Origin of the sequence: Burkholderia sp. MSHR3999 (genome assembly GCF_000833595.1) — a bacterium.
Lineage (GTDB): Bacteria > Pseudomonadota > Gammaproteobacteria > Burkholderiales > Burkholderiaceae > Burkholderia > Burkholderia ubonensis.
Genome location: NZ_JRFO01000005.1, coordinates 518,245 through 541,788, shown reverse-complemented (window position 1 = coordinate 541,788; position 23,544 = coordinate 518,245). Strand labels below are relative to the sequence as shown.

The window sequence follows — 23,544 nt, the reverse complement described above, 5'->3', positions numbered from 1 at the left end:
ACAGAGACCGCCACGCGCGTGGCGATTTCCCATGAAGATGAAAGGACGATTGTGATCAAGGAACACACACTGAAGCTCGGGCGCTCAGCGATGCGGCGCCTTCTGCCGGGTCTGGCGCTGAGCCTGCTCTGCGCCGGCACGGCGCACGCGACGTTGAACTGCACGGTGGGCAGCGGCGAAAGCGTCGTGCTGCTCGATTTGACCCAGAAAATCCTGGTGCCGGAGGACGCGCCGATCGGCACGGTGCTGATGAGCGCTCATGGCGTGAGTCGTAGCGCGCAATGCATGCTGAACGTCACGTATCCGCTGACGAGCGAGTATGCGTATGTGCGGCGCCCCGACCTGACCACCAGCAACAGGATCGGCAACGGCCTCGCGATCTATGTGACCTACAACGGCGATCGCGGCAATGCCGCGGCCAACTGGAAGACCGACGTGCTGGTCGACTCGGCGGTCAAGAACGTTACCGTGCCGTTTACGGTGGACATCGAGCTCGTCAAGATCGGGCCGACGCCGACGAGTGCCGACGCCAAGCTGCCGAGCAACTACGTGCACGTGCTCAGTGTGGCGGACCCCACCAAGAATTTGCTGTCTCAGGGCGGTAACGCGATGTATTTCATCCGTGGGCTGCAGGACGTCGTGGTGTTTACCAAGAGCACGTGTTCGGTCGTCGGGGACGCCAATCCTGTCGTCAATCTCGGCACATTCGCGGCCAATGGCCGCTCGGGTCTCGGTTCCGGCATCGGTTCGACGTCGCCGTCGCGGGATTTCATGCTGGAGCTCGACTGCAAGCAGGGCAATACCGGCGCGTTCTCCGTCGCGCTGACGCTGGACGGCCAGACCGTCGCGGGCCGTGAAAGCGCCGGCGTGCTGGCGCTGTCGGCGGCGGCGGGCGCGGCGACCGGCGTCGGCGTGCAGGTCCTGAAAGGCGATGCCGGTGCGCAGACGGCCGTGCAGTTCGGCTCGGCCTGGGACGTCACCTCGCGATGGCAATCGGATGGGCGCATCCAGTTGCCGTTTTCCGCGCGCTATTACCAAACCGCCGACACCATCACTCCCGGTCCTGCCAACGCCACAGCGACTTATACCATCAGCTATATGTAGTATTCCTTCGCGTTGTCGACGTACACCAGCAGCGTGCAGGCCGGCGCCCGATCAAGAGGAGGCCTATGCGCGCTCGAACGTCGTCGACGCAGGCCCGTTCGGAAACGGCGCCGGGCGCCATCGAGGCGCCCGGCGCCGGATCGGAAGCCCGCGCCAATCACGTCTGGATCGTATTCATCACGTTGACCGGCGTGATGAGATCGAACAGCACCGTTTCGGGAATCGCGGTGGCGCCGGGATGCGCGTTCAGGTAGTTCGCCGTATCCCTGGCCTGCCGCGCGCCGATCGCCGCGCCGATCTTCACGACGTCCTGGTAGTACTCGAACACGACATCCCGCAGCTTCGGGTTGACGAAGCCGTAGGTGTCCTGCAGGAAGTCGATCGACGGCTCCAGCACGCCGCGGCCCGTCACCGTTTCGGGGTAGGGGCCCTGGCCCGTCACCGACGCGTTGATCTGCACGTCCATGAAGTTCATGTTGCCGAGCGTCGGATAGGTGGCCGTTTGCGACGGCAGGCAGGCGAGCACGTCGGCCGGTTTCCATTGCGACGACGGCTTGCCTGCCGGCAGCGGATACATCAGCGTCGACGCGTTGGGCACGAACGCCGCATGGTTGTACGCGCCGTCGTTGACCACCGTGTGCTGCACCGAGAACTGCCAGATGAACATCGTGAGCACGTCGCGCAGCGCCGCGACCGTCTTGACCTCGGCCGGGAAGCGATGGGCGAACGTCGCGTTGTCGACATGGTTGAACGCCGGAATCAGCTTGTCGAAGAAGCGCTGAAGCTGGATGTCGGCCGCGATCGCCGGGTCGCCGCCGGGATACTGAACCGCGATGAACTTGCCGACGAACCGGAAGATGGCGTCATACCAGAGGCTCGCATCGTGCACGTACGCGTAGGAGAACGGCGTTTGCTCGACGCCGCGGCGCTTCGCATCGGCCGGAATCGCCTGCGCCAGGAAGCGGAAGCGATCGTTGTCGTAGTACATCTTGTCCTGCAGCTGATAGTTGCCGATCCGCCCGCACGAGAAGATCAGGTCGTAGACGAAGCCGATGTTGTACACGCCGGGCGCGCCGTTGGCCTCGCGGGTCGCCGGGAAGGATTCGGCATAGGGGTCGTAGTCCCGGTTGTAGATGGTCTGCTGGAATTCCACGGTCTTCACGACGTGCGGCCGCAGCAGCTTGAACACGGGGTGCTGCTGGAACGGCTCCGCGGAATGGGGCAGGGTGTTCGGGTTGAAGACCTCCTCCGAGAACAGCGCGATCGACACCATCGCGCAGATCTGGTGCGTCAGCAGCTGATGGAAGCCCACGTCGTGCAGCGTCTGGCCCGCGCAGTTGGTCTGCATCTTGGCCAGCAGCCACGCATTCTCGGCATTGGCCATGTCCGGCGTGAACAGCTCGCCGCCCGGTTCGAGCTGGATGCCGACCGGCATCAGCTCGTGATGGTGGTTCACGGTGAAGAACACGAGCGGCTTGGCGAGGTAATAGCCGACCGGCGTCACCGTGCAGGCCTCCAGATAGCGCCGGTAATTGGCCACGTACTGCACCGCGCCCGGCCGGCCGAGACGGGCGGCGTCGACGATGCCGGCGTCCGAGATCAGCCGGTCGAAATCTGCCGTCGACACCTTCTCAAGCAAGGTCGGCATGAAGCCCGCCAACTGCTGCCGCGCGAACTCGTCGTCGCTCTTCAGCCAGAACTTCGGCGCGGGGATCGTCTGGAAGTTGTTGCCGTAGTAGATGTCCTCCAGCATCTTCACCGCGTTCTCCATATCCACCGGCTTGGGCGGCAGCTTGGCGCGCCACGCGACGTTGTCGTCCCACGCCGCGTTCAGCATCGCCAGCACCTGCTTGTCGCGGTTGGTGGCCTTCATCGATTGCGGCACCGTGTCGTAGTCCGCGACGAACGCGGGCACCTGACCATCGAACACGTAGTGCTGATCGCCGTAGATGCTGTCGCCGCCGCCCGGCGGCTTCGATGACGCATCGCGATCCGCCAGGTTGTACGCGTAGGCGTACGACATCCGGTTGGCCGTCGCCGGGTCGCCTTCGATGTCAGGCGCGAGGAACGTGCCCCAGGTGTTCTGCATCGCCGTGATCTTGTCGGTTTCCCCGGCATGCTCGAGGATGTTCAGCACCGCGTTGTAGGCCGAATCCAGCGCCCCGACGATCCAGCCGTGATGCACCGAGCAGCACTCGCCGGCAAAGTTCAGGCAGCCGTCGAACTCGGGCGTCAGAAGCGTGGGGTAGAGCTTCTTGAACTGCCCCGGCTTGAACAGCGCGAACGCGCCGCCGCCCGCATGCTCGTCCCAGAACCAGGTCTTGGTCGTCACGCCGTCCTCGTAGCCCGCGAAGCACTCGTAGACATCCACTTCGGGATACAGGTATTGAATGCCCTTCAGGCATTCCGCGATGCGTTCGCGGTCGTCGAGCGCGCCCAGCTTGCGCGCGTCCAGCGCCCAGCAATACACCTGCAGCACACCCTTGTCCGCCGCATAGCCGTACGACGGGTAGATGATCTGCCGGTTGGGGCGGTCGGTCGCCGCCGCGCCGTAGCCGCCGGTCTGCGCCTGGCGCTCGCCCGTTTCGGTCCAGAACTGGCGCTTGAAGGTCAGGAAGGCCTTGAACGACGCCATGTAGTTGCATTCGCGGATGGCCTGCGCCTTGTCGAAGGAAATCCCTTCCAGCAGGTTCACGTGCTTCCGGCCGTTCAGGTACGCGCCGGTGGGCAGGGTGGTGACGACGTACGGATAGGTCCGCTCATGTTCGCGGCCGTCGTGCGTGCTGCGCACCGTGACCCGCATGCCGCCCTGGCCGTCGTTCAGGCTCGGGTCGTGGCGCAGCGCCGTCACTTCGTGCCGGAGGTGCACGCGCGGCTTGTGGGCGGCCCGCGACGTTTCACCGCGAGACGCGGGTTCCGGATAGGCGGCGGTGGCTTGCGGCGGCCTGGCGTCGGGCGTGAGGTTGGGCGGATCGTAGCTGTAGGGGCCGCCCGGTTGCGGCAGCATGCCGACCTGAATCTGCGCGGTGACGCCATCCTGCTCCGTGACGGCGTCCTGCAGATCGAGCACCGTCCGGCACGCGTCCGGGAAGCGCTGCATCCCCTGGTCCACGGTCAGCATGTAGATCGCGTCGTCGTCCGGCCGGTACGGATCCTTGCTGCCGCCCCAGTCGTACACGGCGATCACCATCTCCACGAACGACACGGAGTACATCCCGCTGCCCACGTTGGTGGTCTCGAGGAAGTTGGCCACGGACCACGGCAGCAGGTCGCTCTTCGCGCCCATCGCCGGATCGTAGTACTCGCCGAGATCGCCGAGGCGGAACTGCGTCGTCAGGTAGTCCCACATCGAATACTGGTCGTACTGCATCAGCAGGTCGAAGCCCTCGGCGAACGACCGGTTGATGGCCTTCAGGAACGGCGCGTTCACCTGATCCAGCACCATGTTGATCGGCAGGTACTGCTGCGATGGGTCGCTGCCGAGGGGCTTCGGCGTGACCCACACCAGCGGCACGTCGCCGCCGTCCGCCACGCCGAAGTTGAAGCTCTCCAAGGACGACTGCGCGAGCGTCGTGGCCGTCGCCATGTTGTTGTAGCGCAGCCGCTGCTGCGGCGAATCGTAATAGAACTTCCGCCAGTACACGGCCTGGTCGGCCAGGCCGTTGCGGGCCAGCACCGCGTTCACCGCCAGCGCGAGCTGCTGCACCGGCAGCATGTCCGCGGAAAACTGCGGCACGCGCATTCCTCCCACCTCGCCGTACAGGCCGGCGCGCTGCACGTCGTTCGGATCGTAGTCGCTCGAGTACCACGTATGAATGCGTCCGCCCACGCGGTCCGACGCTTCGAACAGCTCGAACTCGATGCCGAGCGACTGCAGGATCAGCCCCGCGAACATGCCCGCGAAACCGCCGCCGACAATCCCGACCTGGGGCGCGTCGGCCTTCGCGGACAGCTTGTACGCGGCGGCGCCGCGCGTCGCGCGGACTTCGGCGGCCTTCGCGCGCTGCAGGTCGATCCGGGCGCGGTAGGTGGCCCCATGGTTGGCCAATATCCAGTTCGAGAACGCGGCGCCGAGCGGGCGCCGCTGACGCGCGTGGCGCACCGGCGTGACAGTCGTGGCATTGAAATGAAGGAAGCTCATGACGATCCTCTTGATGGGGGGGGTGACAGCGGGGACGGCTACGTCATCGGGCGGGGTACATCAGTCGCCGAATCGACATCGGACAAGGCTGTCCATTCGAATGGTCTCCTTGAAGGGCTGTTCGACCCGGTGGCGGGGCGAGCCTTTTTTAAATAAATATTGAATTTAAAACCGCTAAAACGCGACAGCCGGCTATGCGATCGTCGGCCGAAGCCGCACAACCCTGCTTTTGAAATATTGTCTTTTTTGCCGCTCGGAAGCCCGGCGCGATTGACGCCGCCATCCACTCGTCACATTTGCCGATCCGAGGATGTCGAATCCGTATTTCGATGGATTTCCAATCTGATATTAGTGGTCGGGTATTTAATATTCCACCTGATATTTTTGCCAGTCATTTTTGGAACGGCGCTGCCTATACTTGTCGATTACCGCGGAGCACATTCGAATTCGATCGACATCGAGGCGCAATGACGGAACCTCTCCTGTACGGCGATTTCGCGCGCTATTACGACCTGGTGCACGCCGGCTTCGATTACGCCGGCCATGCCGACGCGCTGCATGCGCTGCTGCGCGCGCAGGGCGTGCATGACGGCGCGCACCTGCTCGAAGCGGCCTGCGGCACGGGCAATTACCTGGTTGCGCTGCGCCGGCATTACGCGGTGAGCGGGTTCGACCGCAGCGACGCGATGCTGCGCGTCGCGCGCGACAAGCTTCCCGACGCGCCGCTGCGGTTGGCCGATCTCCGGGGCTTCGACTGGCCGGAGCGCGTCGACGCGATCCTCTGCCTCTGTTCGGCCATTGCCTATCTGCGTTCCCGCGACGAGCTCGCCCAAGCCGTCGCGGCGTTCGCGCGCGCGTTGCGGCCGGACGGAGTGCTCGTGCTGCGCCCCTGGCTGACGCCGGCCCAGGCGCGCGAGGGCGCGCTCTGGATGGACGTGCACGACGACAACGCGCTCAAGCTCTGCCGGCAGGCCGTGCTCAGGCGCGACAACCGCGACGCGATACTCGATTTCCACTGGCTGGTCGCGACGGCCGCGGCCGGTGTCAGCCATCACGTCGATCGTCACGTGCTGCATCTTTTCGACGATCACGAGATCGAGACGGCGCTTTCGGCGAACGGCTTTTCCTGCCGGCGCGTCGACGTCGCCGGCTTTGGCCAGCCGCTGTGGCTCGCCCGCCGGGCTGGGCGGCCATGAGCGCGGAACTTTATCCCGACCGGGCGCCCGGAGCGCCGCTCCGGATCTGCGTGTGCGGCGGCGGCAGCCTCGCGCATGCGCTGGTCGCGGTGCTGGGCGCGCGCGCGTCGAATGAGGTGCGATTGCTCACGCGGCAGCCCGCGCGCTGGTCGCGGCGCATCCGGCTGATCTATCTCGACAAGGCCGAGTTGCACGGCACCGTGCACGCCGTGTCGGACGCCCCGTGCGACGTGATCGCGGGCGCCGACCTCGTGATCCTGGCGATCCCGCACGCCGCGCGTGAAGCCGTGCTGCGCCGGATCGCGCCGCACCTGGGCCCGCGCACCTGGCTCGCGGGCTTTCCGGGCTATGGCGGGTTGCCATGGGCCGTGCGCGCTGCGCTCGGCCCCGAGCAGCGTTTTCTCGGCCTGCAGCGCGTGCCGTATGTCCGGAAAGTCGTCTCGTACGGCGAGGTCGTGTGGGTGTCGGGCATCCGTCCCGAACTGTTCGTCGCGACCGTGCCGAGCCGCTACGCACCGTCCGCCGCGCGATGGCTGCAAGCGCTGCTCAACATCCCGACGACGCCGCTCGCGCATTATCTGGCGGTCTGCCTGAGCAACTCCAATCCGATCTTCCATCCGGCGCGCCTTTACGCGCTCTGGCGCGACGCCAATCCGGACGGCGTGTGGGCGACGCGCCCGCAGTTTTACGAAGACTGGGACGACCCGGCATCGGCGCGCTATCTCGCCTGCGAGGGCGATCTGCAATCGATCGGCCACGCGTGTCCGGCCGATCTGTCGGGCCGCCGGACCTTGCTCGAACACTACGGCGCGCGCGACGCGCGGGAGATGACGCGGATCATCCGGCGCATCGCGGCACTGCGCGACCGGCCCGTGCCGATGCGGGCCGTCGACGGGGGCTGGACGCCCGACCTGCACAGCTACTATTTCGCCGAGGACGTGCCGTACGGCATCGTCGTGCAACGCGCACTCGCCGATATCGCGGGCGTCGCGACGCCGGCGCTGGACGAGGTCATTCGCTGGGCGCAGCGCTGGATGGGCAAGACGTGGCTCGACGACCACCACGCGCTGGGCCCGGACACGTTCGGCTTGCCGGTGCCGCAGCGTTTCGGCGTGGCAAGTGCGGCGGAGCTCGTCGACATGCTCAGGTGACGCGGCCGCCTACTCGCGCCACAACACGGGAAAGACGCGAGGGTCCGCGAAATCCGGCGCGCCGCCCGGTGTCGTCCTGCACAGCAATTCGTTCGAATGCATCGCCCGGCGACCGTTCGGCTGAATCCACGGTTGATGGCGATTCGCTTCGTCCTGCAGATGGACGGCGAGCGCGATCCGCGGGGCCTCCCCGAGATTCGGCACGCTCCGGTGCAGCACGCGGCTGTGGTGGAACACGACCTGGCCGCGCATGACGGGCAACACGCGCACGACCGGCTCGACCGCATCCGGCACCATCGTGCGCGGCACCTGTCCGTCGAAGTCGGGCGTCAGAAAGCGCCGCTCCAGCGAGATCGTCGGCCAACGATGACTGCCCTCGACGACGGCGAGCGTCCCGTCGTTCACGCTGCAATCCGCGAGTGGAATCCACGCGGTCAGCAATTCCGTCGAACTCGAGTTGCCCCAGTAGGCCACGTCCGTATGCCAGCCGGTTTCGGTCGACGCCGCCGGGAGCCCGCCGGGCTTCACGATCAGGCGGTCATGGAACAGGCGGATCTCGCGCGTGCGCGCGAGTCGCCCGGCGATCGCGGCGATGGCCGGATAGGCGACCAGGTCGCGCACCGCACGCATCTGCAGCGACAGGTAGCCGTTGATCCGGATGACTTGCGCGGCCCCCTCGACCCAGTCGCGCTGCGTCGCCTGCGCGGGAATCGACGCGTCGCGCTCGCCGCGCCGGTAGCGCGCGATGTCCTCGGCGGCCGCGTCGAGCAGGCCGGCAGGAACGATCGCGTCGCTCACGTGCCAGCCCCGCTGCGCGTAGGCCGCGCAGTCGGCCTCGGTCGGCAGGCAGGCGGCCTGGTCGGGCGGGAGCGCTGCTGCGGCCGGAAAGGTCAGCATGGCGAGCCTTCCAGGATTGCGGCGCCGGCGCCGGCACGGTGCGAGAAGGATTCGATGGCTGCCGCGTCGAGGAGCCCCAGGGATTGCGCGTCGTGCCACGGCGAAGGGGGCATCGCGCGCGCGTCGCGTGGCTTTCCGATCAGCGTTTCGGCCCATTCGAGCAGCGCGCAAAGCGCCGGCGTTTCCACGCCGGCGACCCGGCCGATCTCCCGATGGATCGCCAGCCCGTGCGCGAAGTCTTCCTGAAAGAAACGCGCATCCGTATCGGGCGAACCGTCGGCGCGCGACGGCACGGTGATGTCGCGCAACGGCGTCATCGCGCGGACGAGCGGCGTCAGCGCGCCCGGCGCATCCACGCCGAAATGGGCGCGCGCACCGACTTCGTCGGGCACGTTCAACGCGCGTCGGATTCGCGCCAGCTCGTCGTCGACGCGCAGCAGGTGCGCGCTGGCCGCGTCGTCCCAGTCGCCGTAAAAGCGCACGGAGGGCGGGACCGGACTGCCGCTGCCGTAGAGCGCGAAGAGACGCGGCGGATGCAGCGTCGGGTTGTCGAACCCGAGCGTGACGGACAGGTAGCCGTTCAGCGGGTGAAGCTCGAGCCCGAATGCGTCGGACAGACGCGGCGCGAGCGCCGCCAGTTCGCGCGACGGATGGCCCGCGATGCCGACGCGGCCCCTGGCGGCCGTGACGTGAACCACCTGGCCGCGCACGACGGTGCGTGCGACCCACGGGGTGCGTTGCAGGCCGAAATGTCGCACGCCGTTGCCGAGTATCCGCGCGACGCGCCAGTCGAAACCGGCTGCGCAGCCGATGCACCCGACCCACGCATGCGGCGCGAGAAACGGCCGGATGCGTTCGAGCAGCGCGGCGTGCGCGAACGCGGGCACCGCGAGCAGCACCCAGTCGCTCGAGCCGATCGCGCGCGCCGGGTCGTCCGTCGCCTCGACGGGGCCGGCCAGGCGAAGGCGCTCGCCGAAATGAATCGTCGCGATGCCCGACCAGCCCGACGGCGCGCGCGTGAGCACCGAGACCTCGAAGCCGGGCCGGGCCGCGAGCACCGCCGCCGCGGTGAGCGCGATGCTGCCCCCGCCGCAGACGGCGACCTTCATGACGCAGCGGCGGCGGGCGCGGGGGCCGTGAGCGCGTGCAGCTCGACGAAGGTGGCGCGGAGCAGGCTGGCGATCTCGCGCAGCAACGCGATGACGACGGGCGCGCCGCCGCGTTCGGCGGTCAGCCGATAGGCGATCTCCACCATCTCCGCGTAGTGGTCGTCCTGTTCGTCGATGCGCAGGTGCGCGTTCGCGCCGCGCACGTGACGCTCGCCGAACACCGCGGCGGCCCGTTCGATCGCCGCGCGGGAGAAGCGCGCCGAATTCCACTCGACGAAAATCGAATAGCTGACGGCGGCCACCGAGCCGACGCGGTGGATTTGCGCGTCGAGATAGTCGAGCAGCGCGCGCGTCGATTTCAACGGCGGACGCTCGTCGATGATCGACTTGCGGTAGCCGTGCGTCGCAAGATCGGCCAGGAACATCCGGTCGTGCTTCATTTCCTCGACGATGTAGTCGCCCCAGCGGCACGCGGTGTCGTAATCCTCGTCGAGCATTTTCTGCAACGCGAGCGCATCGGTGCGCGCCGTCAGGCGGATGCGATGCACCGTCTCGATGCGGTGCGCGATGTAGTAATCGGTGTCGAACGGCAGCGCGGCGTCCGCCAGTTGCCCGGCGCGCGGCACTTCGGCGCGATAGCGTTGCGCCTCCTCGAGCAGCGCCGCCTCGATCGCTTCGCGAAACGCCGCCGGCGACGGCGTCGCGGCCGGCGGATTCGCTTCGTACGCGTTGCGCGTGACGGTCATTTGACGAGATCGAAGCCGATCGGCAGACGGTCGACGGTCAGCCGGTCCGCCGCCGCATGGATCTCGGCGGTGCGATGCGCACGCTGCAACAGCAGATCGACGAATTTGACGTCGTCGTCGGTCAATTTATTCGCGCCGAGACGCTCGCGAATATCACGAATATCCTGAGCGGCAATGATGACGTAAGCCATGCTGATCTCCTTGTAAAAATTATGAAGAAAGTCATGCCCTAATCTTTCTAGGCAATGGGGTGGGCGAAGTCAAGGAGCGACATCCGGTGGGATTTCGGACGTCATGCGATTAAGCGAACGTTTCATTCGTGCGATCGCAGGTCAGGCAAGTTTCATGAGAGATGACGCCAATGGAAATTTCATAGCAAATGCAATGCGAATTTCAATGCGCATTTGTATGAATAACAACTGGCGACGCCTGTCCTAGACTTCAAAATCCGTCCGCAAGGGATTTCACCTATAAGGCGTTCTCCGCGCATCGGGGCCGTTCATGCGCGACAGACGCAAATTCCGTCGATAAAGAGAGAGCAGGCGGATTCGGCTTGAATACAAGTTATTAAGGAGACCATTAAATGGCCAACTATATCCGCAATGACGCCTGGAATGCGGGCGGCGATTTCAACAATCAGGATCTTCTCTGGTACGCGCGGGGCGTCGGGAAGATGATGGCGCGATCGCTGAACGATCCGGCCAGCTGGTGGTTCTTCGCAGCCATTCACGGCGAGTACCTCACGGCCGCCACGACCAAGAAGATTCCGCCGGACACCTTTCCGAAGTGGAGCGAGATCCAGAGCCCGCCGAGCGTGCCGACCACGCCGCTGCCGAACCACGCGACGCAGGAACGGTACTGGAATCAGTGCCAGCATGGCAGTTGGTACTTCCTGCCGTGGCACCGCGGGTATCTGATGGCGCTCGAGGCGCAGCTGCGCGCCGACATCGTGAGTCTCGGCGGCCCGGCAACCTGGGCGCTGCCTTACTGGAACTACTTCGGCGGCGCACAGGGCGCCGACGCGCAGATGCCGCCGGCTTTCGCCCAGCAGACCCTGCCCGACGGCGTCACGGCCAATCCGCTGTATGTGGCGATGCGGTACGGGCCGAATGGAGACGGCGACATCTACATTCCGACGGACACGCGGGAGGCGAACGAACAGGATCCCAACCCGTCCGATGGCGACGTGACGCAAGCTTGCATGACCAACGACCTCTTCACCGGGTCGGATCAGGCCACGCCGCTGCCGGGATTCGGTGGCCCCGGTCACCCGTGGTTTTCCCATAAAGGCAGCCCGCACGGCAACATGGAGCACAACCCGCACGATCTGGTTCACGTGTACACGGGCGGCGAGATCAGCGAAACGGATTACGGCTTGATGGCGGACCCCGGCACGGCGGGACTGGACCCGATCTTCTACCTGCATCACTGCAACATCGACCGCCTGTGGGCGTCGTGGAATGCGGCGGGCAACCTGAACCCCGAGGAGACGGACTGGCTCAAGGGCCCCGCGAAGGCGTTCGTGATGCCGATGCCGGGCGGCGAAAGCTGGCAGTACGCCCCCAAGGACGTGACCAACCTCGCCACGTTGAACTACACGTACGAGGATCTTGCCGTGGCCAGTCATCCCGCGGCAGCGCCGCTGCTGCTGAGGCTTCAGCGGCTGGGCGTCGCCGGCCTGCCGGCAGCGGCCGCGCACCGTGCGCCCAGCCCGCGGGCGACGCAGGCGCCTGCCGAGCTGCTGGGCGCCAGCACCGGCGCCGTCGAAATCTCGGGGGTCGGCAGCGGGCCCGTCAGCGTGCGACTGGACGCCGATGTCCAGAAGCGCGTGGTCACGAGTTTCGTGCAAGCGTCGCTCGCGGCGCCGCCCGATCGTGTGTACCTCAAGCTGGAGAACGTGCGCGGCGCGCTGGACGCGACCGTGCTGGGCGTCTACGTGAACCTGCCCGCCGGCGCCCGCACGCCGGCGATCCTGCGCGCGCACCACGCGGGCGCCATCGCGCTGTTCGGCCTGCGGCGCGCCAGCACGGCCGACGGCGCGCATGGCGGCGACGGCCTGACCTACGTGCTGGACATCTCGCACTTGCTGGACGAGCTGTATCGTGAGGACCAGCTGCCGAGCGCGAACATCACCGTCACCCTGCTGGCACGTCGCGCGCTGCCCGACGAGGAGAAGATCGAGGTAGGCCGGGTGAGCGTCTATCGGCAGCCCGATTGAGCGAGCCGCTTCATGATCTTCAATCGGCGTGAGCTTGCCCGCGTGCAGTGCGGTGTGCTGGGCGCCAGCGCGGCTGCGTGGATCGCGATTGCGGCGTCGTCGTTCGGGTTCGGGCAAGGGGGGCTGCTGGACGCGCTGTGCAGTTCGACGCAACAAGCCACGTGGCTGACCGCGGGATGGGTCCTGTCGGCCAGCCGCGGTTGGCTGTTGATGATCGTGGCGATGATGGGCCCGATGACGCTGCCTGCCATCGTGCACGTTCGTGCCAGCACCTTTGCCAGCCGGCGCGCGCGTGCCGTTTCGCTGTTCCTGCTCGGCTTCCTGGCCGTCTGGGTGATGCCGGGCCTGGCGATGACGGCGCTGGAACGGGCCGTGAGGGACGCGATGCCGAATGCGTACGGTCCGGCCGCGCTGGCCGCGTTCGTCGCTTGCGTGTGGCACGTGTCGCCGTTCAAGCAGCGGTGCCTCAATCGCTGTCACGCGCACCGTCCGCTGTCGCCTTTCGGGCTGAAGGCTGATGTCGACGCCCTTCGGCTCGGGCTGCGGCACGGGATGTGGTGCGTCGGCACGTGCTGGGCGCTGATGCTGGTGACGGTCCTGCTGCCGGGATGGCAGCTGGCGGCGATGATCGTCGTTTCCGCGCTGGCGTGTTGCGAGCGGCTGGACCCGCCGGGGATTCCCGCATGGCGGCTCCGATGGCCCCGCATGGCCGGCCTCTGGCTGCGCCGCGAAATCGTGCATGCCGGGTTGCGCGTGCTGCGTGGAAAGGGGCAACATCCTGAGCACCCGGCTCGGGAACATGGACTGGTATGACCGACTCAAGCAACGCGACAGGCCCGCGTCGCTCGCTGCGCGTGATCGCAGCGAGCGACGCGCCGATCCTCGTGCAACGCGACGGCGTGGCGGTCCCGCTGCGCATCGACCGCGCGGCCGTCGTCGCACTGGCATCCGAACAGGCTGCCCATGCCGGCGACGAATCGCTGTTCCGTTTCTACCTGATGCTGGAGCGCGTCCGCGGCACGCACGATGCCACCGTGCTGCAGGCATTTCTGCGGACCCAAGGCGCGACCCGCGCCGGCCATTCCCAGGACACCTATCTGGCCAGCGTCGGCTTGTTCGGGCTCAGGCGGGCAAGCGCGGACGATTCGAGCGAGGGGCTGCTCTACTACCTCGACGTTACGTCGCACGCCGCCTTGCTGCAAAGCGCGATCGCGCTGGCGGACGCGCATCTCCGCGTGTCGATACGGCCTCGGCAGGCGCTTCCAGGCGGCGTCGCGATCGACATCGGTCGAATCTGCATCTGCGTCGAACACATCGGCGCGTGAATAGCGGTGCTTTGAATGCTGTCCGCCCGAAAAAAGACAACCGGGCGGGCGAGGCGCTCGCGGGCGCGGTATTTCGTCATTGGCTTCTTTCCGGAATTCTGTTTTGAAATGGTAACCAGCAGGATACGTCCTGACCGCAACATCGGTGTCTGACGCGTGCGCGATAAGTGGACCGTCGAGCTGTGGGATGGAACGTCTCTCCATGCCGTCGTCGACTCGCCGGTTGCAGCGGTCAGGCTCCATCGGGAACTGGTCGCTGAGCCGGACTTGACCAGGTCCGACGATCTTGACTACCAACAGGACACGAGTGGCTGATCAGTCATTGAGATGGAAGCCACGGATCCATTACCGTGTGTCGCCGGGCGCCATGCCTGGCCACTCGATCTCATCGACCAAGTATCCTCGATGGCGCAGAAACGCAATCGACCCGTTCGGCCCGCCAAATTTGTCGCATCAGCGCCGGATCGTTTCGCAGCTCACCACGACACCGCACTCGAACAGCAATTCTTCGACATCGCTCAGGCTGAGCTGGAAGCGGAAATACCACCGCACGGCCTGAGCAATGGTGGCCGCAGGAAACCGGCGTCCACGATGGAGCGAGGTCGTTTTCATGGCGTTATCCTACGCCAACGTGACAATGCCGGTGCGTCGTTAAAAGACCGCGTACCTTGAGCGAGGGATTGGGCACGCGGACCGGCATGCTGGACTCCAGCTAAAAATGCTTTGCTAGCATTAACGGTTCGGCGTCACCCCGGTGGGCTTGGTGGCGGCGGTGGCACTGCGCAACTCGCCCATGGTGGACAGCAGTGAGCCTTGCATATCGTCGCCATCCAATGACCAACTGAACACGCCGCCCAGCTGCTGGGCTTTGACATAGCCCAGCTTGGTGCGGATCACATCCGGGGTGTCATAACTCCAGAACTGCGTGCCGTCATAGCTCCACAGCTGCTTGGTGACGGGATGCACATAACGCGTGCCTGCGCGGCCCGCCAGCACGCGATAGTCCTCGTAACCCGCCTCGTAAGTGCCGGGCGCGGGGCCGGTGGCGCTTTGATACAGGCCATTGCCGTTAGGGCCGGCGGCCACGCCGGTCCAGCCGCGGCCATAGAAGGGGATGCCCACATTGATGCGGTTGCGGGCCAGGCCAGCGCTGACCAGGGCATTCACCGCGTCGTCGATATCATAGAACTTGGCGTCGTTCTGGGCCGGATTGGCCGGATCCGGGTAGAGGTTGGAGTGGAAGTTGGTGGGGCCTTGCGCTTCCCAGCCGCCATGGAAGTCATAAGACATCACATTGGCCCAGTCCAGGTAAGCGCCGTAGTTGCTCGGTTCGGTATTGCGGATTTTGTCCACTCCGGCGCCCAGCGCGGCGGAAAGGTAATAGCGACGCTTGTTCTGCTGGCCCAGCGCATCCAGCTGACGGCGGAACTCCGCCAGCAGCAGGGTGAAGTTTTGCTTGTCCGCCGCGCTGTAATGATTGGTGGGCAGGCCACCGGCCACCGGGTATTCCCAGTCGATGTCAAAGCCGTCAAACACGCCCAGCGCCACACCCTGTCCCCCAGCGTTTTCTTGTTGCGGCAGGTTGCCCTTGATGTAGAGGTTGATGCAGGAGGAAACCAGCGCCTGGCGGCTGGCGTCGCTGGCGGCTGCGGTGGAGAAATTCTTGGACCAGGTCCAGCCGCCCAGGGCGATCAGCACCTTGAGCTGCGGATTTTTCAGTTTCAGCTTACGCAGTTGGTTGAAGTTTCCGCGTAGTGGGGTGTCCCAGCTGTCTGCCTGGCCGTCCACGGACTCCGCCGCGGAGACGGTGCGCTGGTAATCCGCCCAGGCGTCGCCGCCATCGCCATTGCCGTTTTCCGCGACCGTGACCATGCCGCACTGACCGTTGGCGTAGACATTGCCAAAAGCGTAGTTGAGCACGGTGAGTTTTTTATCGCCTCCGCTGGCCATCAGGTTTTTCACAAAGTACTGGCGCTGATAAATGCCCCATTGGGTGAAATAAGAGCCCACGTTGTAGCCTACGGTGGGCGTGGGTTCCGGCGGCACGCCGCTGCCTGAGCCGCCGCCGCTGATAGGCGCGCATGAGTTGGCGGCGCGCTGCTGCCAAACGCCCCCTTGGCTGGCTGTAGGCGCTTCCCCTCGCGTCCACCATTGCGCTTGCCAGGTTTGGCCGTTGTACAAGGCGTAATCGCCCGCGTTATAGATCTGGCTGGATTGCCAGGCGCTGCAGCTGGGCAGGGCATAGGCCGCAGAGCTGGCCACGATGAGGCTGCTCGCGCCGATCAGGGGCAGGCACAGGCGGTGAATCGAACGTTGCATTACATTCTCCTTTGCTTTACGGCGGATGCCGGTGATGAAGCCTGGTTTACTTTGGTATGTATTTGGTATTAAATTGGTATCAGTATTGGCCAGGATTTGGGAAATGCAAGGAGAATTTCGGGGCGCTTCAGAAAATCTATGGTCACCCCCTTTTTTGCAAGACTGATTTCGATGTCGTTGTTGGCTTGCGTAAATCTATTCGGCGTCGTTTAGGGGAATGACTCCCCGCGCCACGATGAGATTCGCGCCTGGCGGTCCTAAAACCGGGGGCAGGTCAGTCTGGCATAGGTGCTTGGAAAACGATTATTTAGAAAAATCCATCTTGATCGGCTGCAGATGTCAGGGTAATCGATATCCCAAAAAATCCGGCGATGACAATGTGATAACGGTTAAGTCAAGCTGAATACGCTGTTGAAGCGCATCGTATTCTTGAACATCGGCACGGATATGCATTTAAATGCGTAACAATGTCCACGGCGGGGCCCTGCGCGAGATCCGCGCTCGCATCGCTCTCCATACCCGACGCAGGGCGCGGAGGGCTGCGAGTCTCGTTGAGACGTCGCAGCCCGAGCACGCGCTCGAGGGCTAGTTCGACCCCAGCTCATTCGCGGCCCACGGCCGCCGCCGTCGCTACGTGTGCCGATCTGCTCACACTGATTCGCAAGCGGCGTCAGCGCAGGTATCGCGCGGCGCTGTACTTCGGCCCGCCCGGCGCGCACCTGGCAAACCACGGTCCGTGACGGCGTTACGAGGATGGAGTAGGAGGCGCCACGGGCATCACCCAGCAATGAGTATCAGCCTCCCGAGCGAGATGGCCGACGGCGTGCGGCAGCGGGTCGCCAGCGGCACCTATGCCACGTCAGAAGTAACGAATCCGCAACGCGCTGCGCTGCGCGGGCTCGACGCGCCCCTTGGCCGGGCTGCTGTTCGCGCAGAACGTGCCGATGTTCAGCGCGTACATCGCTCGGCCGAAGTGCGTCACGCTGCTGCCGGTCTTGCCGGCTGACGTGCCACGGAACACGCTCGCCTTGTCGCTGTACAACGCCGCCGGCTTGCCGTAACGCTCCAGATACGCGCGCGTCGCCTCGAAATAGCTGAAGGTCGATTCGGTCGCCGTGAAGTGCAACATCATCAGCCGACTGGTCGCGTCATCGACGTACACCAGCAGCGTGCATTGCGGCGCCCGCTCCTCGAACCATCGATGTTCGCTGCCGTCGATCTGGATCAGCTCGCCCAGGCACGCCCGGCGCGCCCGCGGCTGATAGACCTTCGGCGGGCGCTGCCGGCGCGGCACCCACAAGCCGGCGTCCGTCATCAGCCGCCGCACCGTCTCCTTGGCCAGCCGAATGTCGTGGCATTCGTATAGCTTCTCGCAGGCCAGCGTCGGCCCGAAATCGGCGTAGCGATCGCGGATGATCGAGAGCGCCCGATCGGCTGTCACCGGGTCCAATCGATTGTTGCTGGGCTTCGCGCGCCGCTGCGACACGAGACCGTGCGGCCCGTGCTCCCGCAGTCGGCCGACCAGTCGCCGAATCTGCCGTGTCGTCAGCCCCAGTCGCTCAGCCGCACGCCACGGCTTGAGCTTGCCGTCCGCCACGTCCTGAATGACCTTGAATCTGTCCAGCTCGCGCATCGTCATCGTGATCCGTTCTGTCGCAGCCATCGAAGCTCCCGGCGCCGGACCACCGGCGGCCGAATAGCTTACGCGGCACGAAAGCGGACATTTGAACTTAGCCAGAAACGGACATTACAACTTAGCCGCTACAAAATTTGACGTTGATAAATCACCTTATGTCAAATAATAAATATCACCTCGACTCGATGCACCAGCAGTTCATCGTGGCGAGTTCAACCAAGCGGCCCTTACTGTCGTTGCCGGCGTGGTGACACTTCACGCCGGCCCAGTCTCGTCTGACCTTGAAACATTCCAAAAAAACTGCCGCCCGCACCCCAGCCACGCTGTTGATATGCAACACGCGCCGAACAAAAGGGAGTTAACTCTCATCGTCTTAACGAGATAACGGATAAACGACGTGTTGAGCAACTTCAGCGGATGCTGCAACATACTCGCCCTATGGCGCAAGATGCCTGGACGCGACGGATACCCATACCACGGAGGCGCACAATGCCGGGTTCGACCAAAGTCGCTGCACATGTCCAGGCAGAGACTGGCCTCACTTCAACCCGATAACGTTGTGATATAGAGCCTTGACCATGATGAGTTGGATCCGCCCCGCCCCCCTTGTCGTCGCGACGATGCTGTTGTTGCCGGGGCTCGGATGGGCGAACATGGCCCCGCAGTTTACGGCCGAGGAAGCGGCATGGATCGCCGCACATCCGGTGGTGCGCACGTGCGTCAATTCCGAGTGGCGCCCGTTCGAATTTGTCGAGAACGGGAAAATCGCCGGCCTTGTGCCGGCGTATCTCGATGCTATTTCGAGAATTAGCGGATTACGCTTCGAATTCGTCGACGGTGCGTGCTGGAATAATTCGGTCAATGCGCTGACGTCCGGCAAGATCGACATGTCGCCGGACTGGCCCAAAAACCAAGAATTGGAGCGTTACCGCAATGGCGTTATCACAAGCACGCCGTATTTCGTCGGCACGGTCGACGTCGTAACGACCGATCGCGAGTATCTTTTCGTCGATTTTCGGCGCCTCGCCGGCAAGCGCGTCGCGATCAAGGGCGGGGGCGCCCTCGAATACGGGATCCGTCAAAGCCAGGTGCCCGTGACGCTGCTCACCTTCCCGAACGAGTACGATGCGCTGAAGTCGGTTGCCGACGGCAACGCCGATGTCGCGCTCGGCACCGACGCCACGATCCTTCCGCTGTTGCATCGGCAATTCAAGGGAAAGCTCTTCCTCTCGGGAAGCGTGTGGGATCGTCCATATGCATTGGCTCTGGCAACGCGCAGCGACAACCGCATACTGGCTTCGATTCTGGACAAGTCCCTGCTATCCATTCCGGCATCGGCGACCGAAGCCATGCGCCATCGATGGCTCGAAACGGCGGACTACGGCGAACCCACGCTGGCATCGATCCTCTATTACCGTCAGCGACAGGTCGTGGTCATCGGCGCCGTCCTGATTGCATTCGCGCTGCTGGCGTACCTGTCGTGGCGCTCACGCGCGAGTGCCGTCCGCAGCGAGCGCGAGAAGGCGATGTTTCTCGCGTTCATCAGCCACGAGATCCGTACGCCGATGCACACGATCCTGTCGTCGCTCGAACTGCTGCAGCGCTCCGCGCTGACCGGGCAACAGGCGAACCGCGCGGACGCGGCGATCTCCGCCTCCGAAACGCTGCTGACCCTGCTCGACGACGTGCTCGAATACTCGCGCCTCGAATCGCGCAATGTCACGCTTGCGCCGAAACCGACGGAGATCGGGCCGTGGGCGAATCAAACCGTCGAAATGGTGCGCTGGCGATCGAATGAAAAGAAGCTGAAGCTGACGCTCGATCTCGCATGTTCGCCGCAACTCGAAGTGCATATCGATTCGATGCGGGTACGGCAAATCGCGCTCAATCTGCTGGTCAACGCGATCAAGTTCACGGCGACCGGGACGGTCCTGCTTCGCGTCGATTACCTCCCCCGGAAATCGCGCCGTTCAGGAACGCTCGTGCTCGAAGTCCGCGACACGGGCATCGGCATCCCGCCCGATCGCCAGCGACACATCTTCGAGCCCTACCAGCGCGTCGAAAATCCGGGAAACCGCGGGGCGAGCGGAAGCGGACTGGGCTTGTCCATTTGCCGCGAACTGGTCGACCTGATGAAAGGCGCGATCACCGTCAGCAGCAACCCCGGCATCGGAACCGTCTTTACCGTCATGCTGCCTGTGCGTCCGCAGACGCCATCGCGACCGCCCGCCCACGAATCGCGCCCCGCCCCCGTCGCCAGGCCCGCACCGACGCGCGCATCGGATCACGCCACGGAAGCCGTGTCGCCGGATACGAACGGCGGCCCGATGATCCTGGTCGTCGACGATCACGAAGCCGTTCAGCACGCGATCCAGCATCAGCTCGACGCGCTGGCCTGCCGGTCTACGATCGCAGGCACCGGCGAAGCGGCACTCGAACGATTCGAACGAATGCCGTTCGACATGGTGCTGCTCGACTGCAATCTACCCGGCATCGACGGATATACGGTCGCGCGTCGGATGCGTGACATCGAGTGTCAACGGCACGGCAAGCGCACGCCGATCATCGCCATCTCGGCCGCGACGGACGATGCGCATCGGGCGCGCTGCCTCGACAGCGGCATGGACGGCGTGCTCGGCAAGCCGCTGCGGCTCGCGGTATTGCGACAGGTGATCGAACTCTGGTGCGCGTCCTATGAGCCGGACGTGCCCGGTACGTTGCCGGTGGAAGCCAATGTACCGCGCGCGGATTTCAGCACCGTCTTCCGGCAAAGTGTCGATGGCGATCTGGAAATGCTTGCGCGCGCATTGCAAAGCCGCGATTTCGATCTGGCCCGTCACGCGGCTCACCGGATCAAGGGTGCGGCGGCAGTCGCCGGAAAAACCGCAATGTGCGATCTAGCGGCCGACCTCGAACACCAGCTCCGGGAATCTGCCGACGGCACCGCCGTTGACATCGACAGGCGATTTGCCGAGTTGCAGCAAATGCATCGCGCCGACGCCGTGACTCACGGCGGTGACGGTGAAAGCGGTTCGGCCGGGGCAACATCATGAATCGCCTTTCGTCGCAAACGGTCGCGCGATGGTGGGTCACCGCGTTGCGTGGCACGTTACCGGCGAACGGCGACAACGTGCACGCCCCCTAGACCGCGTCGGGGTGCTCGCGCAATTGCGACTCGATGCGTTCCGCCAACTCTGCCATGCGTGCCGCCCCGGCGGTGCGCGACGCGCCCTTGATCCGGTGAGCGGCGCGCAAGGCACCGGTGACATCGCCAGACTGGATTGCGTCGAAGAGCACCTCGAAGTCTTGCACGATCGTCTGGACGTATATCTCCTGCAGATCGCTCGGGTCATCGGGCAGCAATGCTGCCGGTTCGTCCGGCGCCACATCCTGATAAGCCGGGCACCACATCGCGAGCATCTGCCGCAACGCAGCCAGCCGCAACGGCTTGCCGAGCACGCCATCCATTCCGCTGTCAAAGCAGCGCACTTTGTGTTCGTCGCCGGACAAAGCTGAAATGGCGATGATCGGGACGCGCCCCGTCTGCCCGGTCGCCTCGTTGAGGCGGATCATTCGGGCCAACGCATAGCCGTCGATGTCAGGCAAGTTGCAATCGAGCAGCACCATGTCGAAGCGAGTGCGAGCCAATTGCTGCAATGCAGCCATTCCGTCTTGCGCCGTGACGGTACGGCAGCCGATCTCTTCGCACTGCTGGCAGATTGAATACTGCACGGCTTCGTGATCGTCGATGACCAGAATCAACGGCTTGCTGCCGCGTTCGCATTTACCGTCGGCATTTTCCGACGCAACGGCGGTGTCCGAAGCGAACGGCGGCGCGCACGCGACAGTCGGCTCGACGGCGGCCGAAACCGGCAGGCGCACCGTGATCGTGGTTTCAACGTGCGGCGTGCTGTCGACCATGATCGTCCCGCTCATCAACTCGACGAGCTGGCGGCAGATCGCAAGCCCCAATCCACTGCCCTGCGCACCGTGTTGCTGTAAGCGCTCGGCTTGCCAGTACGCGTCGAACATATGTTGGCGACATTCCGGCGAAATGCCGACACCGGTATCGCGAACTTCAAGCACCAGGGTGCCATGCGGCGCTTGCTGACTGGGCAAGTAGTCGACGCGCAGGGTAACCGAACCGGCCGGCGTGAACTTGATCGCATTGACGAGCAGGTTGAGCGCGATCTGGCGGAGCCGCACCGGGTCGATCACGACCTGCGTCGACGGGGGGCATGCAACGTCCAGCGCCAGTTCGATCTGCTTCTCGTCCGCACGCCAGCGCACCATGCCCACGGTATCCCGGGCCCATGCCCCGAGCGCGACCGTCTGCGGCTCGAGCGTGACTTTATGCGACTCGAGACGCGAGAATACGAGCACGTCGTCGAGCAACGTCAGCAGCGTTTCCGAGGCCGAGATCGCCGCATCCGCCCGGCTTGCCTGTTGCCCGGTCAGCGACGAGCATTGCAGCAACTCGAGCGACGACAGGATCGTTTGCATCGGCGTGCGGATCTCGTGGCTGACGAAGGCGAGGAACATGGCCTTGTCGCGCTCGCTGCGAACCGCCGCGGCGCGGGATTTCCACGACAGGTAGGCGAGCGTCGCAAAGGCGAGCAGCACGAGGCCGATGGCGATCACCTGGGGTGCCCGGTAATACAGGATCGACCGAATCGTCGGCTTGCCGTAGTCGGCCAGCTCGACCCAGTTTCGGGTCATTGCCGCCGTCTCGCTGACGGGAATGGCGGCAAGCGACTTGTCGATGATCGACGCAAGCAGCGGCATGTCGGTGCGCGTGATCATCGCCAGCGACACAGGGCGATCGGCGAGCATGCCCGACATGAACAGCTGACCGAGGTATCGGCTGCGCACGATTGGCAGCATCGTGACGTCCACGCCCAGCGCAGCATCCGCTTCGCCTGCGGCGACGGCGGCGAGCGCGCGCTCCTCGCTTTCGAATGTCAGCACGTCGAGAGGCACGCCGCTATGACGCGTGAAATATTCGACCGCGCCGTTGCCCTTGATCGCGACACGCCGGCCCTCGAGGCGCTGCAGGCTGAAGATCATCGTGGAGTCGCTGCGTGTCACCGCCGTCAGCCGACCGACGAGATACGGCATGCTGACGAGCGCGCCGTCGCCGAAACGGTCGTGCACCAGTTCTCGCCACACGCCCGGCAGCAGATCGACGCGGCCTGATTTGAGCGCCTCGTCGGCTTGCCCCCACTGCGTACCGGGCACGGTTTGAAACGACAGACCGCTGATCCTGGAAATCGCATCGAGATAGCCCGCGACCAGGCCCCCATGCTTGCCGTCACGCAGGTATTCGATGGGATGCCAGTTGGCTTCCACTGCGATGTGGACGACGGGATGCGCCTTGATCCACTGCAGTTCCTCTTTGGTGAACGCTGGTTTCGTGCTCTCGGCCTCGGCCGACGCGGGGGGCGACGCGACGAGCATGGCTCCGAGCAGTGCGCGGCAAAGCAAGCGCCAGACGGCGACATTGGTGGAGAGCCAAGTTTTCATAGAGGCCAGTGCGATTCATTTGTCGTGTAACGAGAGCAATGAATCTAATCGTCGAATGACGAATTTCGCACTTTGCGGCGCGAATTTCAGACGCCGCCTATAGGACTTGTCTTATAAGACTGAAAACTTCGGCTGAGATGGCGTGCTCGCGCCTCGTCGTAGACACCCGGGGCGCTTCG

General features: G+C 64.7%; 14 protein-coding genes and 2 pseudogenes. 7 read left to right on the top strand and 9 right to left on the bottom strand.

Translation table 11 applies throughout. From position 1 onward, the window contains the following. Positions 1 to 18: 18 nt before the first annotated feature. Positions 19 to 1,104: a fimbrial protein gene (locus KY49_RS34560; protein ID WP_143134344.1), complete on the top strand. Its 1,086-nt coding sequence runs from the start codon at positions 19 to 21 to the stop codon at positions 1,102 to 1,104. 157 nt (positions 1,105 to 1,261) lie between these two features. On the opposite strand, the gene KY49_RS38160 is transcribed toward KY49_RS34560, so the two are convergent. Then, entirely contained in the window at positions 1,262 to 5,245 is a 3,984-nt protein-coding gene (locus KY49_RS38160) for an FAD-dependent oxidoreductase (RefSeq protein ID WP_063840489.1), read from the bottom strand. 467 nt (positions 5,246 to 5,712) lie between these two features. Between KY49_RS38160 and KY49_RS16040 the strand changes: the two genes are divergently transcribed. Both KY49_RS16040 and KY49_RS16035 read left to right on the top strand, forming a co-directional pair. Next, positions 5,713 to 6,441, top strand: coding sequence for a class I SAM-dependent DNA methyltransferase (locus KY49_RS16040; protein WP_042585593.1), 729 nt, complete (start codon positions 5,713 to 5,715; stop codon positions 6,439 to 6,441). Further along, a complete protein-coding gene (locus tag KY49_RS16035; RefSeq protein ID WP_042585855.1) occupies positions 6,438 to 7,592 on the top strand; it encodes an NAD/NADP-dependent octopine/nopaline dehydrogenase family protein in 1,155 nt (384 codons plus the stop codon). The genes KY49_RS16040 and KY49_RS16035 overlap by 4 nt, the downstream gene beginning before the upstream one ends. A gap of 9 nt (positions 7,593 to 7,601) precedes the next feature. On the opposite strand, the gene KY49_RS16030 is transcribed toward KY49_RS16035, so the two are convergent. The 4 genes from KY49_RS16030 to KY49_RS16015 are packed head-to-tail and all read right to left on the bottom strand — an operon-like array spanning position 7,602 to position 10,535. Continuing rightward, a complete protein-coding gene (locus tag KY49_RS16030) occupies positions 7,602 to 8,489 on the bottom strand; it encodes a phytanoyl-CoA dioxygenase family protein (RefSeq protein WP_042585592.1) in 888 nt (295 codons plus the stop codon). Then, positions 8,483 to 9,598 carry an NAD/NADP octopine/nopaline dehydrogenase family protein gene (locus tag KY49_RS16025; RefSeq protein ID WP_042585591.1) on the bottom strand — a complete coding sequence of 372 codons (1,116 nt, stop codon included), beginning with the start codon at positions 9,596 to 9,598 and terminating at the stop codon, positions 8,483 to 8,485. Before KY49_RS16025 ends, KY49_RS16030 begins: the two co-directional genes overlap by 7 nt. Continuing rightward, the gene (locus KY49_RS16020) at positions 9,595 to 10,344 is read right to left on the bottom strand and encodes a hypothetical protein (RefSeq protein WP_231636435.1); all 750 of its coding nucleotides are present in this window, start codon (positions 10,342 to 10,344) and stop codon (positions 9,595 to 9,597) included. The genes KY49_RS16025 and KY49_RS16020 overlap by 4 nt, the downstream gene beginning before the upstream one ends. Further along, positions 10,341 to 10,535, bottom strand: a complete 195-nt coding sequence (locus KY49_RS16015) for a hypothetical protein (protein ID WP_038740699.1) — start codon at positions 10,533 to 10,535, stop codon at positions 10,341 to 10,343. Before KY49_RS16015 ends, KY49_RS16020 begins: the two co-directional genes overlap by 4 nt. Positions 10,536 to 10,927: 392 nt before the next feature. Between KY49_RS16015 and KY49_RS16010 the strand changes: the two genes are divergently transcribed. The 3 genes from KY49_RS16010 to KY49_RS16000 are packed head-to-tail and all read left to right on the top strand — an operon-like array spanning position 10,928 to position 13,887. After that, positions 10,928 to 12,562: a tyrosinase family protein gene (locus tag KY49_RS16010; protein WP_042585590.1), complete on the top strand. Its 1,635-nt coding sequence runs from the start codon at positions 10,928 to 10,930 to the stop codon at positions 12,560 to 12,562. Between the two features lie 12 nt (positions 12,563 to 12,574). Further along, positions 12,575 to 13,375, top strand: coding sequence for a DUF2182 domain-containing protein (locus KY49_RS34555; RefSeq protein ID WP_052495725.1), 801 nt, complete (start codon positions 12,575 to 12,577; stop codon positions 13,373 to 13,375). After that, positions 13,372 to 13,887 (top strand): DUF7868 domain-containing protein, encoded by a 516-nt coding sequence (locus KY49_RS16000; RefSeq protein ID WP_042585589.1) that lies wholly within the window; start codon positions 13,372 to 13,374, stop codon positions 13,885 to 13,887. Before KY49_RS34555 ends, KY49_RS16000 begins: the two co-directional genes overlap by 4 nt. 456 nt (positions 13,888 to 14,343) lie before the next feature. On the opposite strand, the pseudogene KY49_RS15990 reads toward KY49_RS16000, so the two are convergent. From KY49_RS15990 to KY49_RS15980, 3 genes and pseudogenes are all read right to left on the bottom strand, one after another. Continuing rightward, positions 14,344 to 14,499: pseudogene (locus tag KY49_RS15990) on the bottom strand (IS6 family transposase); the annotation flags it as partial. Positions 14,500 to 14,619: 120 nt separating this feature from the next. After that, positions 14,620 to 16,206 (bottom strand): glycosyl hydrolase family 18 protein, encoded by a 1,587-nt coding sequence (locus KY49_RS15985; RefSeq protein ID WP_042585587.1) that lies wholly within the window; start codon positions 16,204 to 16,206, stop codon positions 14,620 to 14,622. A gap of 892 nt (positions 16,207 to 17,098) precedes the next feature. After that, positions 17,099 to 17,869: pseudogene (locus tag KY49_RS15980) on the bottom strand (ISNCY family transposase); the annotation flags it as partial. Between the two features lie 554 nt (positions 17,870 to 18,423). Between KY49_RS15980 and KY49_RS15975 the strand changes: the two are divergent. Next, entirely contained in the window at positions 18,424 to 20,895 is a 2,472-nt protein-coding gene (locus KY49_RS15975; protein ID WP_042585852.1) for an ATP-binding protein, read from the top strand. Positions 20,896 to 20,983: 88 nt separating this feature from the next. Here KY49_RS15975 and KY49_RS15970 read toward each other — a convergent pair whose 3' ends face one another. Then, positions 20,984 to 23,365 (bottom strand): ATP-binding protein, encoded by a 2,382-nt coding sequence (locus KY49_RS15970; protein ID WP_157636674.1) that lies wholly within the window; start codon positions 23,363 to 23,365, stop codon positions 20,984 to 20,986. Positions 23,366 to 23,544 lie beyond the last annotated feature (179 nt).

Bases quoted from the DNA above. Each gene is read 5' to 3' on its own strand.
- KY49_RS38160 (WP_063840489.1), bottom strand. From the start codon at position 5,245: ATGAGCTTCCTTCATTTCAATGCCACGACTGTCACGCCGGTGCGCCAC.
- KY49_RS16040 (WP_042585593.1), top strand. From the start codon at position 5,713: ATGACGGAACCTCTCCTGTACGGCGATTTCGCGCGCTATTACGACCTG.
- KY49_RS16035 (WP_042585855.1), top strand. From the start codon at position 6,438: ATGAGCGCGGAACTTTATCCCGACCGGGCGCCCGGAGCGCCGCTCCGG.
- KY49_RS16030 (WP_042585592.1), bottom strand. From the start codon at position 8,489: ATGCTGACCTTTCCGGCCGCAGCAGCGCTCCCGCCCGACCAGGCCGCC.
- KY49_RS16025 (WP_042585591.1), bottom strand. From the start codon at position 9,598: ATGAAGGTCGCCGTCTGCGGCGGGGGCAGCATCGCGCTCACCGCGGCG.
- KY49_RS16020 (WP_231636435.1), bottom strand. From the start codon at position 10,344: ATGACCGTCACGCGCAACGCGTACGAAGCGAATCCGCCGGCCGCGACG.
- KY49_RS16015 (WP_038740699.1), bottom strand. From the start codon at position 10,535: ATGGCTTACGTCATCATTGCCGCTCAGGATATTCGTGATATTCGCGAG.
- KY49_RS16010 (WP_042585590.1), top strand. From the start codon at position 10,928: ATGGCCAACTATATCCGCAATGACGCCTGGAATGCGGGCGGCGATTTC.
- KY49_RS34555 (WP_052495725.1), top strand. From the start codon at position 12,575: ATGATCTTCAATCGGCGTGAGCTTGCCCGCGTGCAGTGCGGTGTGCTG.
- KY49_RS16000 (WP_042585589.1), top strand. From the start codon at position 13,372: ATGACCGACTCAAGCAACGCGACAGGCCCGCGTCGCTCGCTGCGCGTG.
- KY49_RS15985 (WP_042585587.1), bottom strand. From the start codon at position 16,206: ATGCAACGTTCGATTCACCGCCTGTGCCTGCCCCTGATCGGCGCGAGC.
- KY49_RS15975 (WP_042585852.1), top strand. From the start codon at position 18,424: ATGAGTTGGATCCGCCCCGCCCCCCTTGTCGTCGCGACGATGCTGTTG.
- KY49_RS15970 (WP_157636674.1), bottom strand. From the start codon at position 23,365: ATGAAAACTTGGCTCTCCACCAATGTCGCCGTCTGGCGCTTGCTTTGC.